The 21,077-nt window shown below is 60.7% G+C and carries 19 protein-coding genes; 6 read left to right on the top strand and 13 right to left on the bottom strand.

Features of this window, described 5'->3' with window-relative positions; translation table 11 throughout:
* Positions 1-254 precede the first annotated feature (254 nt).
* The 3 genes from QQJ96_RS11985 to QQJ96_RS11975 all read right to left on the bottom strand — a co-directional run bounded on the left by QQJ96_RS11985 (position 255) and on the right by QQJ96_RS11975 (position 3,053).
* Positions 255-665, bottom strand: coding sequence for a hypothetical protein (locus QQJ96_RS11985; protein WP_284332237.1), 411 nt, complete (start codon positions 663-665; stop codon positions 255-257).
* Positions 666-869: 204 nt separating this feature from the next.
* Entirely contained in the window at positions 870-2,705 is a 1,836-nt protein-coding gene (locus tag QQJ96_RS11980) for a CHASE3 domain-containing protein (protein ID WP_284332236.1), read from the bottom strand.
* 93 nt (positions 2,706-2,798) lie between these two features.
* Entirely contained in the window at positions 2,799-3,053 is a 255-nt protein-coding gene (locus tag QQJ96_RS11975) for a hypothetical protein (protein WP_284332235.1), read from the bottom strand.
* A 444-nt stretch (positions 3,054-3,497) separates the two neighbouring features.
* On the opposite strand from QQJ96_RS11975, the gene QQJ96_RS11970 reads away from it, so the two are divergent.
* Together QQJ96_RS11970 and QQJ96_RS11965 are read left to right on the top strand one after the other, a co-directional pair.
* On the top strand, positions 3,498-4,586 hold the full coding sequence (locus QQJ96_RS11970) for an aromatic ring-hydroxylating oxygenase subunit alpha (protein WP_284332234.1): 1,089 nt from the start codon (positions 3,498-3,500) through the stop codon (positions 4,584-4,586).
* The gene (locus QQJ96_RS11965; protein ID WP_284332233.1) at positions 4,583-5,878 is read left to right on the top strand and encodes an amino acid permease; all 1,296 of its coding nucleotides are present in this window, start codon (positions 4,583-4,585) and stop codon (positions 5,876-5,878) included. Before QQJ96_RS11970 ends, QQJ96_RS11965 begins: the two co-directional genes overlap by 4 nt.
* A gap of 40 nt (positions 5,879-5,918) precedes the next feature.
* On the opposite strand, the gene QQJ96_RS11960 is transcribed toward QQJ96_RS11965, so the two are convergent.
* On the bottom strand, positions 5,919-6,626 hold the full coding sequence (locus QQJ96_RS11960; RefSeq protein ID WP_284332232.1) for a dienelactone hydrolase family protein: 708 nt from the start codon (positions 6,624-6,626) through the stop codon (positions 5,919-5,921).
* A gap of 163 nt (positions 6,627-6,789) precedes the next feature.
* Between QQJ96_RS11960 and QQJ96_RS11955 the strand changes: the two genes are divergently transcribed.
* Both QQJ96_RS11955 and QQJ96_RS11950 read left to right on the top strand, forming a co-directional pair.
* The gene (locus QQJ96_RS11955) at positions 6,790-7,632 is read left to right on the top strand and encodes a class I SAM-dependent methyltransferase (RefSeq protein ID WP_284332231.1); all 843 of its coding nucleotides are present in this window, start codon (positions 6,790-6,792) and stop codon (positions 7,630-7,632) included.
* A gap of 89 nt (positions 7,633-7,721) precedes the next feature.
* Positions 7,722-8,069, top strand: coding sequence for a hypothetical protein (locus QQJ96_RS11950; RefSeq protein ID WP_284332230.1), 348 nt, complete (start codon positions 7,722-7,724; stop codon positions 8,067-8,069).
* 87 nt (positions 8,070-8,156) lie between these two features.
* On the opposite strand, the gene QQJ96_RS11945 is transcribed toward QQJ96_RS11950, so the two are convergent.
* The 5 genes from QQJ96_RS11945 to speB form a co-directional block, all read right to left on the bottom strand.
* On the bottom strand, positions 8,157-8,447 hold the full coding sequence (locus tag QQJ96_RS11945; RefSeq protein ID WP_284332229.1) for a DUF1330 domain-containing protein: 291 nt from the start codon (positions 8,445-8,447) through the stop codon (positions 8,157-8,159).
* 270 nt (positions 8,448-8,717) lie between these two features.
* Positions 8,718-10,145: an FAD/NAD(P)-binding protein gene (locus tag QQJ96_RS11940; RefSeq protein WP_284332228.1), complete on the bottom strand. Its 1,428-nt coding sequence runs from the start codon at positions 10,143-10,145 to the stop codon at positions 8,718-8,720.
* 173 nt (positions 10,146-10,318) lie between these two features.
* Complete coding sequence (gene msrA, locus QQJ96_RS11935; RefSeq protein ID WP_284332227.1) at positions 10,319-10,825, bottom strand: peptide-methionine (S)-S-oxide reductase MsrA; 507 nt, start codon at positions 10,823-10,825, stop codon at positions 10,319-10,321.
* 92 nt (positions 10,826-10,917) lie between these two features.
* Positions 10,918-13,740, bottom strand: a complete 2,823-nt coding sequence (locus QQJ96_RS11930; RefSeq protein WP_284332226.1) for an ATP-binding protein — start codon at positions 13,738-13,740, stop codon at positions 10,918-10,920.
* A gap of 266 nt (positions 13,741-14,006) precedes the next feature.
* The gene (gene speB, locus QQJ96_RS11925; protein WP_284332225.1) at positions 14,007-14,843 is read right to left on the bottom strand and encodes an agmatinase; all 837 of its coding nucleotides are present in this window, start codon (positions 14,841-14,843) and stop codon (positions 14,007-14,009) included.
* A 110-nt stretch (positions 14,844-14,953) separates the two neighbouring features.
* On the opposite strand from speB, the gene QQJ96_RS11920 reads away from it, so the two are divergent.
* On the top strand, positions 14,954-15,847 hold the full coding sequence (locus tag QQJ96_RS11920; RefSeq protein WP_284332224.1) for a LysR family transcriptional regulator: 894 nt from the start codon (positions 14,954-14,956) through the stop codon (positions 15,845-15,847).
* Positions 15,848-15,920: 73 nt separating this feature from the next.
* On the opposite strand, the gene QQJ96_RS11915 is transcribed toward QQJ96_RS11920, so the two are convergent.
* A complete protein-coding gene (locus QQJ96_RS11915) occupies positions 15,921-16,565 on the bottom strand; it encodes a helix-turn-helix domain-containing protein (RefSeq protein ID WP_284332223.1) in 645 nt (214 codons plus the stop codon).
* Between the two features lie 59 nt (positions 16,566-16,624).
* Here QQJ96_RS11915 and QQJ96_RS11910 point away from each other — a divergent pair, with 59 nt between their 5' ends.
* Positions 16,625-17,332 carry a B3/B4 domain-containing protein gene (locus QQJ96_RS11910; RefSeq protein WP_284332222.1) on the top strand — a complete coding sequence of 236 codons (708 nt, stop codon included), beginning with the start codon at positions 16,625-16,627 and terminating at the stop codon, positions 17,330-17,332.
* A gap of 67 nt (positions 17,333-17,399) precedes the next feature.
* Here QQJ96_RS11910 and QQJ96_RS11905 read toward each other — a convergent pair whose 3' ends face one another.
* The 3 genes from QQJ96_RS11905 to QQJ96_RS11895 all read right to left on the bottom strand — a co-directional run bounded on the left by QQJ96_RS11905 (position 17,400) and on the right by QQJ96_RS11895 (position 20,996).
* A complete protein-coding gene (locus QQJ96_RS11905) occupies positions 17,400-17,924 on the bottom strand; it encodes a GNAT family N-acetyltransferase (RefSeq protein ID WP_284332221.1) in 525 nt (174 codons plus the stop codon).
* Between the two features lie 170 nt (positions 17,925-18,094).
* The gene (locus tag QQJ96_RS11900) at positions 18,095-18,646 is read right to left on the bottom strand and encodes a VOC family protein (RefSeq protein ID WP_284332220.1); all 552 of its coding nucleotides are present in this window, start codon (positions 18,644-18,646) and stop codon (positions 18,095-18,097) included.
* Between the two features lie 37 nt (positions 18,647-18,683).
* Positions 18,684-20,996, bottom strand: coding sequence for a CocE/NonD family hydrolase (locus tag QQJ96_RS11895; RefSeq protein WP_284332219.1), 2,313 nt, complete (start codon positions 20,994-20,996; stop codon positions 18,684-18,686).
* Positions 20,997-21,077 lie beyond the last annotated feature (81 nt).

Raw genomic sequence — 21,077 nt, 5'->3', positions numbered from 1 at the left:
AATGGAGGCCTTAAATCCGCGCGGTAGGCGACTCATTTCGTTTGCTGCCAGGCAAGATATACCTGGTCCGAGGCCTGTATGCGGCAGCACGTCCAGGAAGGAGCGCTACTAATTTTTTTGCGAAAAGAAAGCATCAGTACAGAAATAGTAGCCCGTCATGCAGAGCAGGGCTTCAATCCGTAAAAACGCCGGATCGGAAAGATCCGGCGTTGCCGCACGACATCATTCGTGTGGCGGGAGCTTACGGCAAGCTGTCAATGTTTGCCGGCGGAAGCATCCGCACTGGCGCCCGTATTGGCGCCCCCCGAACCGGCACCCGCACTTCCGTTTACCGAAGCGCCGGTTTGCACATTGGCGTTAGTAGCGTCCGTTGCGCCTACTGCGGTCTTCTTGGCAGTGGTTGTAGTTTCGTCAGCGGCTGTTGCGGCGGAATGGGTAGCTTTGTGTGCAGTGTGCTTGGCTCTGTGCGCGGTGTGCTCGACCGTCTCACCGGCTGCAGTGGTTGCGCCGGTCGCCGTCTGTGTTGCGCCGTGCAGGGCCCCACTGGCGTTGACGCCCGCCCCGACGCCTGCACCCGCAGCGCCACCCACGTGGACTTGGGCGAAGGCGGGGACGCTCAGCACGGTGGCGGCGGCGATGGCGGCGACGAGAATGGACTTGCGCATATAGGTGACCTCCATTGGGCAATGTCGCGTTCGATGACGCGGCGAACAGACGCTAGGAGAGTGGGGGCAACTGCATCCTGAACGGAATCGGGCAGGTTTCAGCTGTCGGACAGCTGGATGAATCGCAGTGAAAACGGCTTTGAAAAAATTGCGTTAGCTGGCCACGCCGCATTTGGCCATGAGCAGGAATCATCATCGCAAGTTTTACACCACTTCCTCGGCAAATGCAGATCTCAATTCCTGCGCAAGCTCCTGTATCGAGAAAGGCTTGGTGATAAGCCGTACATTGGTATCGAGCATGCCGTTGTGCATGATCGCTTCGCGCGGATAGCCGGTCATATAGAGCACCCGCAGCTTGGGATAGAACGGCCGCACGGTATCGACCAGTGCCTTGCCGTTCTTGCCCGGCATGACGACGTCCGTTAGCAAGAGGGCGACGTCAGGATGGGTAGCCAGCTTCTGCTGGGCCATATTCGCGCTCTCCGCCGAAATGGTCGAGTAGCCCAGCTCGTTGAGGCAGGAGACCACGAATTGGCGTACCTCGTCGTCGTCTTCGACCACCAGCACTTTCTTGGAGGCGTGGGCGGCGAAAACCATGGCTTCGGTGAATACTTCCGCGTCCTGCTGGGCCGATGCGCGTGGCAGGTACATTTTTACCGTGGTGCCCACGCCGGGCTCGGAGTAGATCTGGATGTGGCCGTGCGATTGCTTGATGAAGCCATGCACCTGGCTCAGGCCCAGGCCGGTGCCTTGCCCGGGTTCCTTGGTGGTAAAGAACGGGTCGAACGCGCGCCGCATCACTTCGGGCGACATGCCGCTGCCGGTGTCGGTGACGGCCACCAGCACATATTGCCCAGGCACCACTTCGACATTCGTATCGGCAAAGCTCTGGTCGAGATGGGCATTGGAGGTTTCGATGCTCAGTCGGCCACCGCCTTGCATCGCATCGCGGCTGTTCACGGCGAGATTGAGCATGGCGCTTTCCAATTGCGGGCGATCGATGAAGGCGCGCCATAGCCCGGTAGCAAACTTGGTTTCGATGATGATGTCTTCGCCCAGCGCGCGCTGCAAAATCAGCAGCATGCCGCGCGCGCAGTCGTTGACATCGATGGATTTGGGCCGCAATGGCTGCATGCGCGAGAACGCAAGCAGGCGCTTGGTCAGATCGGAACCGCGCGTCGCGGCACTCAGTGCCCGCGAGACGACGTCCTTCAAGGCCTCGTCCGATTTGCCGATCTGACGCAGCGACATCTCCAGATTGCCAACGATGATCGCCAGCATATTGTTGAAGTCATGGGCGATGCCGCCAGTGAGTTGGCCCAGGGCCTCCATCTTCTGAACCTGGCGCAGCCGCATTTCGGCGGTTTGGCGCTGTTGAATCTGCTCCTCCAGTGCCTGGTTTTTTTCCTCGATGGCATGCTGGCGAGCCTTTCCTTCGCGATGCACACGATAGGCAAGCAGGCAGGCCAGCAATACAGACGCGAGCGCGGCGGCCAAAAGTAGCGAGCTGGTACGACGCGCCGCATTGAACCGCTGATCGAGCAAGGCGTATTCGTTTCGATCCATCTCCTTCGTCAGCGCCTGGATGTCGTCCATCCATTCGCGGCCCATGTTCGTCTTGACCAGCTGGATCGCGGCGGCGTCATGGCCCTGCGCAGCCAGTTGTACAGTCTGCTGCAACTCACCCAGCTTCCGGGCGGCAAGCGGGCGGAACTTGTCGAACAGGGCTGTTTGCTGCGGATTGTCGGAGACCAAGGAGGCAAGCAGCGCTTCTGTCTTCGTGATGTCCGAGCGTGCCCGGGTGTATGGCTCCAGGTAGCGTGGGTCACGTGTCAACAGGAAGCCGCGTTGACCGGTTTCCGCGGCGCAGACGTCACTGTAGAGCTGGATCAGGGTTTCCCGCACGCGTAGGGTGTGAGCAACCCATGAATGAGCCCGGGCGCTGCTGATCGTCGCAAAAATCGTCAGGGCGCAGGCAATCAGAAGAAGTACGAAGCCGGCGCGAATTTGCAGCTCTGCGTGGTTATTTCCTCGCTCCATCCAAAGGCCCTGTCTGGTCGAGTGCCAAGAGCATGGCTACATCGTAGGGTCGGTAATGTGAAGCGCGGAAGTGTGCGTATTGGCCAGTCAGACTCAGGCTGGGACCGCCATGGTTGCCACCCTCAGCCTGGCCACCATGGCAAGGATCTGCTGGCCAGTCGCTTGCGGATGCAGTACCAGGAAGCGATTGCTGCATTGGCCAGACGGGAGGCGTGCGGCGGCGATGCACACTTTGCCGTCATTGGATGCCACTACCGGTGGCGCCGAATATCGCGGGTCCCACAGCTGCAGGCGTACCAGGCCATGCTGGGGGCCGCCGACTATAAGACATTCAACGATCTGTTCCATCCCCTGCTTCCCCCTGCCGTACTGGCGAGATCCCTTCGGGTTACTCGCTGGTTACCCCCTAAGGAAGCACGCGTCACGCCATGTTTGCAGTTGGAGTGTGCGGTACATCACGGATTGATGCCGTGGCTGAGCCAGCTTCGTTAAACGCATCGTTGCCCGGGGGCGATAGCCAGGCCCGGGGGCGGATAAAACGTCGCTCCCGATGCCTTCGCGCTGTAAATCCGCGCCTCCCGGCCGCGCTACTACGGTCTTTTGCAGGCCCAGCGGGTGCCTCTGTTTCGGGAATCTGACGTTTCAGGGCACAAGTAGCAGTGCGATGCCCACGTGCGTCATCGGCCTGACGGGGGACGGCGGCCAGCGGGGGTGTTGCGGGCCACCCCGCCACATTGATGCTGCACTGCGGTCCGATAAATACTCGGCCATCGCGGCTCCTTGAGTATGGCCATGGTCGAGTTGCTTTCCCCCGATTCACTTGCTGCACAACAGCTCGATCACGCCCTGACCCTGCCGGCCCGCTTCTATACCGACCCGCGCATCCCGGCCCTGGATGCTGCGGCGATCTTTGCGCGGAGCTGGCAACTGGTGTGCCACCAGTCGCAACTGTCCGGCGTGGGAGACCACGTGGTTACCGAGATTGCGGGGCTGCCGTTGCTGCTGGTGCGCAGCAATGAGACCGGCATTCGCGCTTTTCACAATGTATGCCGGCATCGCGCCGGGCCGATCGCCAATTGCAACGGACGGGGCGCGCAAAACCTGCGCTGCCGTTACCACGGCTGGACCTACGGCCTGGATGGCGTGCTGCGCGGCGCGCCGGAAATGGGCCGCACGCCGGATTTCAATCCAGCCGACATTCGCCTGCCTGAAGTTCGGGTGCACGTGTGGCAGGGCCTGGTGTTCGTCGCCATTGGCGAAGCCCCGCCATTCGAATCATTCGTTGCCGGCATCGATGCGCGCCTTGGCCCGCAGCGCGCGTTGGACGACTACGAGTTCCATCACCGTGTCAGCTACGACGTCGCCTGCAATTGGAAGGTGTACGTCGACAATTATCTGGAAGGCTATCACGTGCCTTGCATCCATCCCGGGTTGAACAGCCTGCTCGACTACCGCAGCTACATCACCGAGACGGCGCAATGGTATTCCTTCCAATATAGTCCGCTCGAAAGCGGCGACGATCTCTACGGCAGCGGCGAAGCGCTGTACTACTTCCTGTATCCCAATGCCATGCTCAACATCCTGCCCGGCCGCTTGCAGACCAATCGCGTGCTGCCGGCGGGGGTGGGCCGCTGCAGGGTGGAGTTCGACTTCTACTACGCGCCGGATAGCCGTCCGCAAGCGCAGGCGCGACGCGCCAAAGACATCCAATTCAGCGATGAAGTGCAGGACGAGGACGTCACCATTTGCGAAGACGTGCAGCGCGGACTGGCGTCAGGCTCTTACGAAGCCGGACGCTTGAACCCGCTGCGCGAAAATGCCGTGCACCATTTTCATGAAATGGTGCGCCGTGCCTATCGCGATACGCTCGCCCAAGCATGAGTACCGCGCGGCGGTCACTCGGGCTGTGGATGCTGATAGCGCTGGTCATCGGCAACATCATCGGATCGGGCGTATTCGTGTTGCCGGCAGCGTTGGCGCCTTACGGTGCCGCAAGCCTGCTTGGCTGGGGTATCAGCCTGGGCGGTGCGCTGATGCTGGCGCTGGTGTACGCGCGGCTGGCACAGATCGTTCCCAATCATGGCGGCGCGTACGCCTATGCGCGTCGCGCTTTCGGCGATCAGGTCGGTTTTCTCGCGGCCTGGAGCTATTGGGTCTGCGTGTGGTCGGCGAATGCGGCGATCGCGGTGGCCTTTGCCGGCAGCCTTGGCTCGGTTTGGCCGGCGGCGACTGCTACACCGCTGCGTGGTGCATTGTGCGCGTTGGGCGCGCTATGGGTCTGCACTTCCATCAGCCTGTCCGGCGTGCGTGAAGCGGGCTATACGGCGATCGTCACCACTTCGCTGAAACTGGTGCCGTTGCTGGTATTTGGCGTGTTGGGATTGGCCTGGGTGCACGCAAGCGCCTTTCACCCTTTCAATCCCAGCGGTCATCCACTGGTGAGCGTGGCCTCGTCCGTTGCTGCGCTCACGCTTTGGGCGTTCCTTGGCCTGGAGACGGCCACTGTGCCGACCGGTGTCGTGCGGGATCCACAACGCACGGTGCCGCGCGCCACGGTGATCGGCATGACCATCGCAGGAGTCGCCACCATGCTGGCTTGCACCGTGGTGGTGGGCATGCTCCCGGCGGACGTGCTGCACGCATCGGCGGCGCCGATGGCCGAGGCAGCACGACGCGTGTGGGGTAATGCGGCGGGTATCGGCATTGGCGTGATTGCCACCATTTCCTGCTTCGGTGCGCTCAACGGCTGGGTCTTGCTGCAGGCGCAGACCACGCTCGCTCCCGCGCTGGATGGCCTGTTTCCCAAAGCCTTCGCCCGCCTGGACAAGCGCGGCACGCCCTGGTTCGGACTGCTGACCAGCAGCGTGCTCGCAAGCGCCCTGATCGTTTCCAACTACAGCCGCACGCTGGTTGCGCTGTTTACTTTCACCATCCTGCTGTCCACTGCGGCAACGCTGTTGCCTTATCTGATCACCGTGCTGGCATGGTGGCGAATCGATTCCGCCAGCAGTCTTTTGCGGCGATGGATTGCGATTGGTGCGCTCGCTTTCAGCGTGTGGGCGCTTATCGGTACCGGCACGGAGACCATGCTGTGGGGCGTTGTGCTGTTGCTGGCGGGGCTGCCTATTTATGTGTGGCAACGCCGGGCTGTCAGGCAATTGCCTGCGCCATGAAGTGTCCGCCCGCAAGGCGGACGCTTCATGCGGCCGCCTATCAAGACCAGAGCGTACGCCCCAGGAAGGTAAACGTCCTGTCCCAGGCCAGCTGAGCCCACTCAGGATCGAATTGCGTGCCGGGAATACGGCCATGTCCGACCGCGGTTTCATTGGCAAAGGCGTGGTGCGCGAGATAGCGGTGGAACTGGGCAGACACGCCGCTTTGGGCAAACTTCGCCTCCAAAGCGTCCACCGACTTGATCGGGAAGAACGCATCTTGCGTGCCCCAGTGCCCAAGCACAGGCACCTTGATGCGCGAGGCATCGATGTACTCCAGCGGCGGTAGTCCGTACCACACCACCCCGGCAGACAGATCGGCATGCTGGCCGAGGGCGAGCAGGGCGAGCGCGCCGCCCATGCAAAAGCCCATCACGGCAACCTTCCCGGTGCGTTGCTTGAGGTAGGCCACGGCGGCGCCTATGTCCTGCGAGGCCGCATCACCGAAATTCAGCCCTTCCATCAGGTGTTGGGCTTCTTCTTGCTCCAGGGTGATCTCGCCACGGTACAAGTCGGGCACCAGGGCGAGGTAGCCCGATTGCGCCAGCCGGTCGGCCACGCTCCGGATCTGCTCGTTCAGGCCCCACCATTCCTGGATGACCACCACCGCAGGCGCGCCATCGGGCTGTTCCGGCGTGGCCAGGTAACCCTCGAGCCGCTGACCGTCCGGGCGCTGCAGGCTGACCATGGATCCGGCTTTTACATTCATGACACTTCCTCATGGGTGGGAGAGATGTTCAACCGGCGCAGTGTGACTCGCCAGGGCGACAAAGGTAAGCGCAGGCCGGGTCCGATGGATGGCCGGGTTTCGTCAACCTGGGCGGCTTTGCCTAAAATTGACATTCTCCCGCCCAGGAAGGAAGCAGCTGTTCGTGTCCCATTACTCCGGTCCCTTGCTTACGCGCCCTATCGCCGAAACCTTGCTGGCTGCGCACGGCGCTGATGCAGCCCAATGGAAAGGCTCCCTGGATCTTGGCCGTTCCCATGGTGATGCATTGCTGCATACGGATGCCTGGCAGTGGCGAGGGCAGAGTTATCCCTATCCAGCCAAACTGAAAGACCGCACGATTTACTACTGGGATGGCGACGAATTCGCGCCGGTGTCGCGTTTTTCCGGCTCGTTGATCAAGCTGGTGCCGACCGAATGGGGAGCGCCCACCTTCGAAATCGACGGCATCAAGATGCTGCCCACGTCGAAGGAATCTCCGATTGACGATGCACGCCGCAAGGTGGCCTTGGTCGAGCCTCGCGGTAAGGCGCTACTGGATACTTGCGGTGGGCTGGGCTACTTCGCTGCCTGTTGCCTTGAGGCCGGCGTGGCGCGTATCCACTCGTTCGAAAAGAACCCCGACGTACTATGGTTGCGACAGCTCAACCCCTGGTCACCGGATCCGGACGATCCCGCCAGCGGTGGCCGCCTGGAGCTGACCCATGCCGACGTGCTGCAAGCGATCCCGCAGGTCGAACAAGGCTCGGTAGACGCCGTACTGCACGACCCGCCACGCTTCGGCATTGCCGGTGAGCTTTACTCGCAGGCCTTCTACGACCAGCTTGCACGCGTGCTTCGCCGTGGCGGGCGCCTGTTCCACTACACCGGCAGCCCGAATAAGCTCACCAGTGATCGTGACGTTCCACGCGAAGTAGCCAAGCGCCTGGAGAAGGCGGGATTCAAGGCACAGTTGGCACTGGATGGCGTGTTGGCGACACGGCGCTAAGCGCGTCGGGTTGTGTGCAAAGCGTCTGCCCGGCGTAGGCGACCTGGCGATCAGTTTGGGGAAATCGGCCAAAAAACAGGGGTTTTGCAATGACACCACAGGAATTTGTATCGAAGCTCGGTGCCGAGGTTGTCGACAAGAACTACGCCTTATACCGCAGCCTGCTGCTCAATACTGAAGTAAAGCAGGCATCCGAGCCGTATTGGCGGCGAGTCTTGACGCTTTTCAGCGAGTTGAGCGCCGACCAGCGGGAAGTCCTGCTTGAGCTTACCCGCCATGTGACGATTGATGCCGTAGCCAACGTGCTTGGTGTCATCGACGGCACCCAGGAACTCGCAGATGCCGATGATGTATTCCGTTTGACTTATGCAGGTCAGGAGCTTGGCGGAGAACTGCAAAGTCTGTTCCTGGAACTGGCTGAACAATCCTTGCCGTAGGATTCTGCGCGTGGCGTAGGCTGGGATGATAATCCCAGCTGCTTTTCACACACTCGCGTCGCTGGGATGGGTATCCCAGCTTGCTCGCTACAGCCCTTCGATGATGCGAACATCTCGCTCGGCGGCGCCGACCAGGTGCTGCACGGTGGCCTGGTACTCCGGGCTTCTATAGGCGGCATCGGCGGCCGCAAGGCTGCTGAATTCGACCACGGCGACGCGCTGTGCCATCCCGGCTTCGTAAGCGAAAGCCGGCTGGCCGGCAATCAATACCCTGCCGCCCAGCGCCTTGATCACCGGCCCGGCAGTTGCTGCGTATTGGTCGAGGCCAGCCTGGTTCGTGACCGAGCGGAAGGTAATGATCCAGTATCCGTTTGCCATCTTCTTGCTCCGCTATGTTCATTGGAAAACACACGAAGCGAGTGCTGTCAGCTTCGTATAGGAGGCAAGCGTAGGCCGATGACGACGCCAAGCAAATAGACGCGGCTCGAAAAACAGTGTTGCGGAAATTGCAGGAATGCGCCGCAGCTAATGCGCCCGAAGGCGCCGAGCCAAATAGCGCCTTGTTCAAGCGAGCGTGGGCGGTCGCGTCGGCTGGGATGCCAATCCTGGCGGTTTTTTTGCGTGTCCTGGTTTGCTGGGTTGGCATCTCTAGTTCGAGGCGATCGCCATTGACCGCATCGGACGGTGAGTATTTAGCTGCATGGCCAAGGCATGGGCTGCCTTGTGAATCTCGGGCATGGCTACGCATTCCCACAAATTACCTTGCAGCAGGGAGCCGATGGCGTACAAGCCAGGCTGGATGCCGCCGGCAGTATTGATCAAGTGGCCGTCGGCCCGAGCCAATAGGCCAAGTTGAAGCGGATCGGCAACGGCCAAGCCATCTTGGATGAGGCCGCCGAGCAAGCGATGTCCGGCGAAAGAAACGGCGGTGTCCAGCCCGGTTGCTTGTACCACGACATCCGATTGCAGCGTTGTCACCGCCTGGTTGGCACGATGGCGAATGCTTACGTTCAGAGGCCCCGTGCCATCCACTTTCAACACACGGGCAGCGTAGACGTGCAAGCGCCCTTCATCGCGCAATTGCTGGATGATTGCTCCGATTCCGGGTGGAAATCGATGCCGTGACGAGTCCCACAGCCATCGGATGTGCCGCAGGAATTGCCTGCGTTGGCGCAGTGAGAGGGCTTGCCAGAGCCTGGCGTTGATCGGGCGCATGCCGTCGATGATACTGCGCCAGTCGATCGCCGGATTCTCTCGCAACAAGCGGCGAATCTCGGCGAGGATGGAAGCCGGACCTGCGCACGCCATAAGCTTGGCGTTGAGGTCGGCCTGATGGGGATAAGGCTCGACGGGAAGCGGAGGATGGGCGGACGGCAACAATCCGTGGCGGGAGAGCGCAATCAGCTCGACATCCGGCCATCGCATGGAGGCCGATAGGATTGTATCGATGGCGGTAAGGCCTGTGCCGATCACGATGAGCCTGCGCGGCTGAAGCGGACGTCGAGTCAAACTCCATGGGTCGAGCACATACGCAGCACTCGCAATTGCGTCTTCGGACACGGCTCGCAGCGGGCGAGGTGGCAGTGAACCCAGCGCGAGAACGACTCGGTCGGCCATCACGATCTGGCCATCGTCGAGCATGATTTCGTAGCCTGAGCCCTTGGCGCTAAGCCTGGTTGCGATGGAATACGCAATCGTAAAGCAGCGGCCCTGCTGCTCCGCATTGCGCAGTCGCTTGCTCAATTGCGATTGGATGTAGTCGCCGAACATACGGCGTGGCAGAAAATCAGTGGGCTGCGATCCTGGACGATGGCGGGCGCCGTATCGCGCGAAGTCTTCATCGGCGTCAATATAAAGGCCCATGTCCTTGGCGCGCACATTCAACAGGTGATGATCTCTAGCGGCACCATAAGCAACGCCTCGACCGAGGTCGTCCTGCCTTCCCGTTATCCAAAGCACGTGATCGAAGGCTTCTTGCGCGAGCAGCGCTCCGAATATCGCCGCGCCTGCCGCGCCGCCTCCGACGATTGCGATGCCTGTCGTGCAGGTGGACTTTCCTGTCCGCTCTCCGTTCATCCTTGAAGCTCATTCTGCTTGCGCTGCCCGCAGTCTAAAAATTAGATATTTGTCGGATGTTTCAGCTAGCCTTGGAATTGTTACAACTTGTTGCGGCTGCGACTCAATGGTGCTCGCAACTATGCATAAGCCATGGGCGCTCGAAGGCGCCAGACGAAATGCCGTTTCTTTCGTCAAGCGCGCGCGGGCAGTTTCCAATCCGGCCGGATGAAATGGCAGGTATAACCCTCAGGATAACGTTCAAGGTAATCCTGATGTTCCGGCTCGGCTTCCCAGAATGGACCGGCAGGAGCTATCTCGGTAACAACTTTGCCGGGCCACAGACCCGATGCCTCGACGTCGGCCACGGTATCTTCGGCCACCTGCTTCTGCTTTTCGCCGCGGTAGAAGATGGCCGAGCGATAGCTCGTACCCCTGTCGTTGCCTTGGCGGTTCGGAGTGGTCGGGTCGTGGATCTGGAAGAAGAATTCCAGGATCTGGCGATAGCTGATCCGGTCCGGGTCGAACACGATCTCGATCGCTTCGGCATGCGTACCGTGGTTACGGTAGGTGGCGTTGACCACATCGCCACCCGAGTAGCCCACGCGCGTGGACAACACCCCTGGGTAGCGCCGCAGCAGGTCCTGCATGCCCCAGAAGCATCCGCCGGCCAGGATGGCAGTTTCAGTTTTCGCTGTCATGTTCGTGTCTTCCCATGGATGACAGCCAAGTAATGCCGCACGGCCCGGAATACAAGGGACCAGGAGCAATCCGCCCGATTTGCTCCGTGCGTCTAGCCGCGCCCCGTCTGTTCGAGCAGGCTCGCAACAGTGTCCACCAGCTCGATTTGCCGAAACGGCTTGGATAGCCGCGGCAGTTCGCCAATCGCTTGCCCATCCATGGCAGCGAAGCCGGTGATCATCAGAACAGGTAGCGTGGGGCGAAGTTGGTTGACACGATGGGCCAGCTCGACACCGGTCATGCCCGGCATGGCGTAATCGGTGATAAGGACTTTCACTTCGATGTCCTTGGCCAACATGGCCAAGGCTTCGTGGCCGGAAGCGACTTGCTGCACTACGTAGCCCGCATCCGACAGCATCTCGGCGGTGCCGAGTCGAACTAGTTCCTCATCATCGACCAGCAGTACGGGTGTCGCCGGCACACGTCGCAGCTCGGCTTTAACCGCGATGCGTGCTGGTTCGTCAGTCATCGGCTCCGTGGACGCGGGTAGCCACAAGCTGGCCGTAGTGCCATGTCCCGGTTCGCTGGTCAGGGAAAAATCCCCGCCCAATTGCGCCGCAAACCCATGCACCATGGACAAGCCAAGCCCGGTACCTTGGCCTGTGGTTTTCGTGGTGAAGAACGGTTCGACCGCACGCCGCATCGTTTGGGCGTCCATGCCGAGCCCGGTATCGGAGACCGCAATCCGAACGTAGCGGCCCGCAGCCAGCTTCGAATGCCCTTCGACGCTTTGTTCGGTCACGGCAATCTTCAATACGCCACCGTTCGGCATGGCGTCACGAGCGTTGACAGCCAGATTCAACAGCGCCAGTTCGAGCTGGTTAGGGTCGGTCATGGCCTGCGGAAGTTTGGCGGCGCAGTCGATTTCCAGGCGGATCTGTGGTCCGAGCGAACGGGTCAGCAAGTCTTCCATACCGCATACCAGGTTGCGGATAGGGGTGGGTCGTGCCTGAAGGTGTTGACGCCGCGCGAAAGCGAGCAGTCGTTGAACCAACGTGCGCGCGCGCTCGGCAGCCTGGAGCCCGGCTGTGGTCAGCCGCTTGATGCGCTCATCGCCATCCTGCAGGCGCGCCACCATTTCCAGCGCCCCCACGATGGGTGTCAGCAGATTGTTGAAATCGTGCGCGACGCCGCCGGTCAGTTGTCCTATCGTTTCCATCTTCTGCATTTCATGCACGCGGGCAAGCGCTTCCTTCCGCTCGTTGATCGCCTGCGCCACCCGTTCTTCCAACTCCCGGTTCAGGCGTTGCAGTTCGGCCTCTGCATGTTTGCGCGCGGTGACGTCCTTCAACAGGATGGCCACCCGGCGCCGCTCGACCGGTCCCGCCCGGAAGGCGGCAATCTCCAGGTAGCGGCCTGTCGCGGCAAGTTCATGGTCAAGGCGTACTGGTTCGCCACTAAGCAATACTTGCCTGATGATTTCGATCCAGCCGTCCACGCCTTGCGGATACAACTCGCGCAGACGTTTGCCGATCACGTCGGGAAGGCCGGTATTGGCCGAGAAAGCAGGGTTGGCTTCCAGGTGGCGGTAATCGCTCAACGGCCCATATTCGCCGTCCAGCAGTTCGACGACGCAGAAGCCTTCGTCGATTTGCTCGAAAAGGGTTCGATATTTCGCCTCACTTGCCGCAATACGTTGCTCGGTCTGGCGCCGTTCCTCGATATCGATGAGCACCCCTGGAAAGGTCAGCGGCGTGCCATCGTCCTCCGTGTTGATTCTGCCGCTTGCTTCCACCCAGTAATACCGGCCGTCGGCGCGGCGGATCCGGTGTTGATGCATGTACAGGCCGCCGCGCTCGATCGCCTTCTGCATGGTTGCCTGCATCCCGGCGGCGTCGTCGGGATGCACCAAGGCAACGAATTGCGAAAGGTGAATGTGTTGCCGTCTCGGGCCTTCGTCCAGGCCGAGCGCGGTCACCAGCGACTCATCCAATTGAAGCCGTGAGGTAGCCAGATCCAGATACCAGGTGCCGATAATCGCTCCTGCGGCAAGCGCCAATTGCACGCGCTCGGCATCCCGCCGTTGACGCGCTTCACTTTCGCGCAAGAGCGCTTCGGCCCTGACGCGTTCCGCGGCGCTCCAGGCGCGCTCGGCCACTGAGCGGGCGAATTGAGCTTCCTCATCCGTCCAGCAGCGCGAGGGAGCGCAGGCCATGGAAAATCGCCCCACGACTTGGCCGTTTCGCAAGACGGGAATATCGAGCAAACAGGTATCGCTGCTTGTCTCTACCCCGAGCGCGTTGCCCAAAACAGTGGTGCGGCAATGATCGAGGAGGCTTGGCCCGGCCAGGTGCTGCTCCGTGCCCGGACTATCCAGGTCCGAATAGTGAACGCTCGAAGCTGCCAGCTCGCGCTGCAACAGCTTGGCGGCGATCTGCTTTGCCTCCTCGGCATCGCCGACAGTTCTTAGTTGATCTTCCAGGTCCAACAGCGCTGTTTGGCGGCGCGTGCCAAGCACTCGCTGAGTCGTTTCCGAAACGATGCACAGAACGCCGCCTACCGTACCGTCCACTTCGGGCACCGCCGAATACGAAACATCGAAGTAGACCGTTTCCCCGTAGCCGTGCCGCTCGATATAGAAAGCTCGATCTTTGGCGTGAAAGGTTTTGCCGGTTTCGCGGACGCCGCGCAGAAGCGGGCCCAGATCGTCCCAAAGCTCGGTCCAGCTTTCCACGGCAGGGCGTCCCAACGCACGCGGATGCTTGTCGCCAATGGTGGGCGTGTAGGCGTCGTTGTAGAGAGCCACGAATTCAGGCCCCCAAAACAGCACGATCTGAGCTTGGGCGGCAAGCATCATGCCGACCGTTGTCTTGAGGCTTGGCGACCAGGCTTCGGGCGGGCCGAGCGGGGAACGCGACCAATCACATTGCTGCATAAGTGTCTTCAAATCACCCGTGTGCAGTGATGGTGAACGTCTCTGGTTTTTGCCGATGGCCAGGCTGGACACGCGATCACCTCCTCACAGGCCTCTTGCTGCAGCAAAAAAGCGCCCCTCTGCTGCCAAGCGACCGGCCATGAGCAGGGAAAAGCGGAACGGGTACGAAAATACCAGCTTAATCCAGCCTGATAGCTAAGACGCTGTCTACGTTTTGAGAAATTCGAGGCGAACGGTCTTGCCTGGATGTGGAGGCCTTCAGTGGGTCACATTTGGCGGCCTGGCGTGCTCGTGACGAAAACTGGAGCGGAGCGCAACATCACGCCCGCAATTTCTTTCGTCAGCTTCGCGACAACTGTCGCGGTCATGTTGCCGATGTCGTTGCGTGGATTGAACTCGACGATATCCGCGGCCACGATGGGCTGATCGATGCTTTGAATCAGGCGGATCACCTGTCGGGTCGACAGGCCGCCGGGTTCGCGGTGCGATACGCCAGGGGCATATGCGGGGTCGAGCCCATCCATGTCCAGCGAAATGTACACGGGAGTATCCAGCCGGATGTGCAAAGATTCCCCACACTGGGCGGCCTCGATCACCTCTACGCCGAACCGCTTGAACTGCTCGCGGTGATGATCATTGACGGTGCGTAGGCCGACCTGGATCAGGCGATCCGCCAGCCTCTCTTCCATGATTCTTGCGAACGGAGACGCGTGGGAGCGTGGATTGCCCTGGTAACAGTCGTAAAGATCGGCATGCGCATCGATGTGCAGGATCGTCAACTGCGGGTGATGCCGACGCACGGCGCGCATGATCGGATGCGTGATGGCGTGGTCGCCACCCAGGCAAATCAAGCGGTCGCCGGAGCCGCAAATTCGATCGGCATGTTCTTCGATGCTTTTCCAGGGATCGGTCGCCGCCTCGAATGCCACGTCACCGCGATCGACGAGTCTGCCGGGTGCACCCAAGTCGATCCCCGTTTCGCTCCAGCTGCTGTAGGCATCGCTATACAACTCCTGGCGGATGAGCGGTGGTGCTTCGGCGGCGCCGCGCATGGACGAGGAATTGGCGTCATGCGGAACGCCCAGCAGCGATACCTTGGCCATGTTTGCATTGCCCGATTATGGAGCCCGAGGTGGAGCGGTGTTCGCAAACTAACCCAGGCTATTGCAAACTTCTACTTCATAGGGCTAATCAAATGGGTAAGTAAAACTTTATGGTTGACCTGGTCCGCCTACGCCTGTTTCGCGAACTTGCCCGGCTCGGCACGATGACTGCCGTGGCTGAATCCCTGGCGCTGACTTCATCGGCAGTCTCGCAGCATCTGGCCATACTGGAGCGCGAGGCAGGGGTGCGATTGCTGGAACGGGTTGGGCGGCGAGTTCGCCTGACACCCGACGGCGACCGCCTGGCTGAGCATGCGGAGACCATTTTGCGGGCCGTGGAGAAAGCGGAACTCGATCTGCGCGGTGCAAGCACGCGGCCGGCCGGCAAATGGGTGATTGCCTGTTTCGCAACGTTCGCGGCGGCCCACTTGCTACCCGCGCTCGTTCGCGTCCGAGCGCAATGTCCCGAACTCGACATCGTGTTCCATGAGATGGAGCCCGACGATGCCATCGTTGCGCTGCGGGAGGGACGCTGCCATCTGGCGGTGACGTTTGCATACAGTCTTGTTCCAAAACCAAAAGACGATGTCTTGATCGCGCAAGAGCTGTTTCGGGAGCCGGTGTTGCTGGCATTTCCGCGTTCCAAGGCGCGCATGCGTTCTTCCATCGACTTGGCGGCGTTTGCGCAGGACGACTGGATTGTCGGGTCGCGCCAACCAGACGATCGCCTGCTGGCGGAACGCGCTTGTGCCGCTGCAGGATTCGTACCGCGGATCGTGCATGCCGTCGACGACTATGAGCTGGTGTTGAAAATGATCGAGGCAGGGCTGGGTGTCGGTTTTGTCCCGCAGCTGGCGCTGGAACGCTCAAGCAAGGTCGACTTGGGTATCGGCACCCCCAAGGACCACGCGCTCGTTCGCGTTGTTCAGGCCTTTACGCGGCCAGCTATCGCCGCGTCGCCATCGATCCGGCTTTTGCTGGCGGAATTGGCGCGCCAGCGTTGAAAGGGGAGGGATGAAGCCATTTCGCTATGTATTGAAGCGCTTGCTTCCGGCCCAAAAACGCAGCGATGGCCGGCTAAACCGTCTTTGAGGTCAAGCGCCGATCGCGGCCAGGTTCCAGGACCACCATGGTGAAGCGGAGCTTCTTCTTGCCGGCACAAGCGTAGGCGTGATCGCAATCGGTGCGGGCGTGCGCGGAGCTGCCCTTGCCGATTTTGAAGCGGCTGCCCCTGAGTTCCAGCAGCAACTCGCCCTCCAGTACGTGAAACAGCTCCTGCGTACCGGCTGGATGGGCATGCGCCTGAAACCGCTCGCCGGGATGCAACTCCCACATCCAGTGTTCCAGCATCTCCGGTCCGTCCGAGCCGATCAATAAGCGAGCCGCGCCGCCGTGAGGGCCCGTCCATAACGTAGGTGCCTCAGCCTGCGAAACGACGCGCACCAGGCGATCTTCGGATTCGGCCACCTCGACCAGTTCGGCCACGGACACGCCCAGTCCGGAAGCGATCCGGCACAGCGTGCCGATGCTTGGATTGGCCTTGCCCTGCTCGATCTGAACCAGCATGCCCTTGCTTACGCCGCAGATCGCGGCGAATTGATCGAACGACAGTCCGCGCTGTTTGCGCAGTGAAGCAATGCGGCTCGCGATCGCCGCTTGCACCGCTTGTGCAGGAACATGGGCTGGAGTATCGTCGGTCAATATATTGACTGTGTCGGTCATTGGCTTATTTTGGACGCGTCCAGTCTGCCGGTCAATTCCAACTTCGGCCCGAACTCAAAATGCCACTCGTACCCTCAATAGCCCCCGACATCTTTGCGCTACGCCCCGACCTCACGGCACTGAGCATCTACGCTGAAAACGCGCGGAACGCTTCCAGTGACGCGCGTAGTAGTGAGTTGCTGCGCAGCGCTTGCGGAGAGCTGGACTCGGCGCCTTGGGCGGAAGCCCATCTCTCGGCGTGGCGTGATGCCTATCGCGCCTTCGGCGCCAAACCGCAGCGCACTCCGTGTTCGGCTGAGGCGTTGCGCAAGCGAGCCCAGCGTGACCAGTCGCTGCCAATGGTCAACGCTGTCGTGGATCTCTACAACGCCATCAGCGTCCGTTACGCCCTGCCGGTGGGTGGTGAGGATGCCGCGATGTACGAAGGTTCTCCGTGCCTGGTTCGGGCATCGGGCAGTGAACCTTTCGAGACAGTCGCCGAGGGAGCGCCGAAGATTGAAACCGCGGAGCAGGGCGAGGTGATCTGGCGCGATGAGCGAGGCATCACCTGTCGGCGTTGGAATTGGCGACAGGGGATTCGGACGCGCATCACCGAACACAGCACGCAGATGTGGTTTGTGCTGGAACGCCTGGATCCCATGCCGATCGAGGCGCTGCTGAAGGCGGGTGAACAATTGGTCGAAGGGCTGCGTCGGCTGAGCCCGGAGGTTCGCACCAGCCAGCTCTATCTCGACGCATCGACGGCCCTGGTCAATCACTACGCGTAAAAAGGACAAATTACAGCTTTGCTATTGTGAGGCGCCACGGGTTTCGCCGGAATGACGACGCGATTCTTTAGAGCGTCTTTCGCCAGACGCGATCATCATCGATGCGGTCGCCGAGTTGAAAGGTGCAGCGCCCAACCTCGGTGAAGCCGTGCCGTGCGTAGAAGCGTTTGGCCCGCTCGTTGTGATCAAAAACGGTGAGGTAGATCTCTGGCGCACCGAGCGTGCGGGCACGATCCAGCGCCCAGAGCATCAGGCGTTCGGCAATCCCACGCCCATGCCATTCACGTAGCACATAAATCTGCTGCAGCTCTAACGAACCGTTGCGCGGATTGGGCGCAGGAGCCGCAAGTGGACGAAGCTTGGCATAGCCTATGATCTCCCCGCGCATCTCGGCGACGAGCCATTCCATGCCCGGATCGAGCAGGTCTTTCGACATGGATCCGCTATCGCCGTAGACCTCGTCCAGGAATCGCGCAAACGGCTCCGGCTCATAGAGGTGCGAAAAAGTCTCGGTGAAGCACCTTCGCGCCATCACCCGAAGCGCGGCTGATTTGTCGTTGCCCGGGCTGGCATACCCGACTTGTTCGTCCATCTCAACGTCACCCATGGCTATCGATTGCAACATTCCACCGACATTCGCACGTCGGATTTTGTAAGTCCAATATTTAGCGCGTAGGCTGGGATGACAATCCCAGCTTTTCATGCAGTGTGCAGATGCTGGGATTGCCATCCCAGCCTACGAACCTTAAGTCGCATATGGCATCAGGCAGGCTGCCACAATTCGATGGGATTTCCTTCCGGGTCGTGCAGATGGGCGAAACGCCCATTGGGATAAGTCTGCGGGTCAAGCTTGACCTCAATGCCTGCCGTTCTTAGTTGCGCAATCATCTTGTCGAGGTTGCGCACGCGAAAGTTGACCATCCACAGCTTTTGAGGATCACCGAAATAGCCGGTCTTTTCGGGAAAGGGGCTGAAGACAGTCGGCCCGGCTTCTTGTTGCCAAACGGGGGCGTCGTTGCTTGTTGGCGTGAGTGCGATCCCCAAGTGTTGCAGATACCAGCGTCCCAAGGCGTCCGGATCATGGGCCCGGAAGAACAAGCCTCCAATGCCGGTCACTTTTTCCGTTCCCGAGACGGTTGCTACTGGTTTGGCAGTTGCCTTCGCTGGTGTGGCGTGACTTGCCGGCTGCGGGGGACTGGGCGCAGCCATGGCTGATTCATTGCGGGGCAGGATCACGCTGGCCCCGAGCGCGTATGACAGGGTTTGCAGCAATTGGCGTCTTTGCAAGCTCATACCATCGTCCTCCCGAGACATTGTGCGAGTTCATCCAGGATACCCGCAGGGCGCTGGTTCAGCGATTTCGCATGGGTACGTCGATGTAACTGCTGGTCAGCCAGTGAACCGAAAGCGGTTCGCCGGCGTCCTGGATGGTTTCATCGCTGACGTCTTTGCCGCTGCCGTAGTTGATTTGTTGACCGCTACCCTTGATGACGCGCAAGACCATGACCAGGCGGCTGCCCGCCTGAAGTTGGCGGCTCATCAGATGGTTGCCGTTAACGAAGAGATGCTGCTCGCGGCCAGGTACCAGCAACTGACGCCGCGTGCGGTCTGCCGCATAGCTGAGGCGGTTCCAGTACTGGCTGAGCTGCACATAGCGGCCTTGGGGCGTGAGTTCGTACAGATCGACACCTACGTCGAAGTCTTTCTTGTTGGTGGTGAAATCGAGCTGGCCAGAAAACAGGCCGCTCAGTTCGGTCGGCTTATCGAGCGGTTGGCTGGCGAATACCAAGCCGTTGCTGGAGTCCACGGCAGTGTCCACCACGCCGCCTCCGATGGGCGGATGGTTGAGGTCGCTTCGGTCGGCGAGGTTTACCGTGAGGGGAATGTCCGCGCTCTTTTCCGAAGGAAGCTTTTCATCGAGCGTGAGGGCGTGGTCTTTTGCTGCACCATGGCCTAGATAGAAGCGCAGCTTGGCATTGCCCATCGCGGAAAGGGATGGTGCGTGCTTCCAGACGTTCGCGCCGGTCACCTCATAGTTGACTTTGTCTCCAAGCAGCACGGGCTTGGGCGCATGCTTGAATACATAGTCAAACCATTGGTAGCGCAGTTCATAAAGGTCCAGCTGCGCCACCGGGTCGATGGGCAATCCGGCCAAAACGTCCATCAGGTTGCCCTGCTCGTCGAGGACGCCATACTGGGCGCGCAGGTGGTTATAGGGACCGATCAGCAAATAGTGTTCCGACGCGGGCGCATACTTTTCCAACTGCTGGAAGTAGTAGATCGCCGCACCGGGGCCGCCGTAGTAGTAGCCCGCCACCAGCAGCACGGGAATCGTGACGCGCGAGAATTGAGTCCGATACGGGATCATGCCTTGCCAATAGCTGTCATAAGCCGGATGGGAGATCCATTCGTCGAAGGTGGGGTTCGGCGTCCCGTCGATCTTGTCCAGGTCGCGGTAGGCGCGGCCGCTCGCGTACCAGGACTGGTCCAGTTGTCGCCAGCGTTTTGCATCGCCATAGGTAGTCTGGTCGTTGAATTTCCCGTCGAGCGTGAAAAACGGCCAGGGATAAATGAAGTTCCAGAACACGTTGCCTTCCATCGGGACATCGATGCCGGGGGCAACCGGGGCACTGGGCATGATCGCCTTCAATGCTTTTGGCATGTGTTTGGCAGCGGCCCACTGTGTGAAGCCGTTATAGCTGCCGCCGAACATGCCCACGCGACCGTCGTTCCACGGCTGGGTGCTGATCCAGTCGATCAGGCTGCTGGCGTCGTCCGCATCGGTCAGGTAGGCCGAAGCTTTACCTGGGCTGCATACTTTGCCGCGTGTAAAGCCGAGCACGCTGACATAATTTTTTGCCGCCGACAAACGAGCCCTGGCGCGGATCGCTTCGGGCGACGAGGCATAGATGGTGAATTCGAGCAGCGCTGGCAGCGGCCCTGCCTTTCTCGGGCGCATCACGTAGGCACAGACGCCGGCGCCGTTGGCTTCCTTGATCAATATGTTTTCCTGCGTGATGTATCGGCGTGCGTCGTCCTCTTTGATGAGCGGCGGTGCAAGTGATGACGCCTGCTTGAAAACGGTGGCAGCCAGATAGTCGCTCACCAGGCGAACGGCATCGGCCTGATTGAGGTGCGATGCCCCCTTTGCTGTTTCCAGGTCCGCCTGGAAAGTGGCGCGAAGATCGGCTGGGTCCGTTTCAGTGAAGGTGCGTGCGACTTCCGCTGAGGGCCAGTCGTCCAGCTTGGCAAAGCGGTCGCGAAATGCCTTGTCATAGGCATGGGCGCCGTCCAAATGGCCGCTCGCTTCGTTTATCCGGGCTTGGGCGTAGATCTCATAGGGCACGGTGACCCAGTCAGCGCGCGTGGGAATGATCTCCTGGCTACGCAAGCGCTCGCGCAGCGTGGCCATGCTGCGTAGCGCCTGTTCGTACTGGCCGGCGGCCAGTTCGAGCCGGTAGCGGCCGTCGAGATTTACCAGGCTGTGATCGTCCGGGAAGTCGCGCAGCACCCGGGCGGCCAGGTCCGATACGTCCTTTGGCGAAGCCGCCGCATCCGGCGCCGTCCATGCATACGTCTGCGCAAACAGGGGCAGGGGTACAACGAGGGTGAGAAGCAACAGGGCCCTGGGCGCTGGCCGCATGAGGGAGGCGAATATGTTCATTGGATGGTTTTCCCCGCAAGTTTCCCGGACCGATACCGGTCGTCGGGCGTGGTGTCTAGGCAGTGGGAATCATTCCGGGCG

The sequence above is a fragment of the Dyella flagellata genome (assembly GCF_030160275.1).
In the GTDB taxonomy this organism is placed as follows: Bacteria; Pseudomonadota; Gammaproteobacteria; order Xanthomonadales; family Rhodanobacteraceae; genus Dyella_B; species Dyella_B flagellata.
The sequence above is the reverse complement of the archived record's forward strand: the minus strand, read 5'-3'. Positions and strand labels throughout refer to the sequence as shown.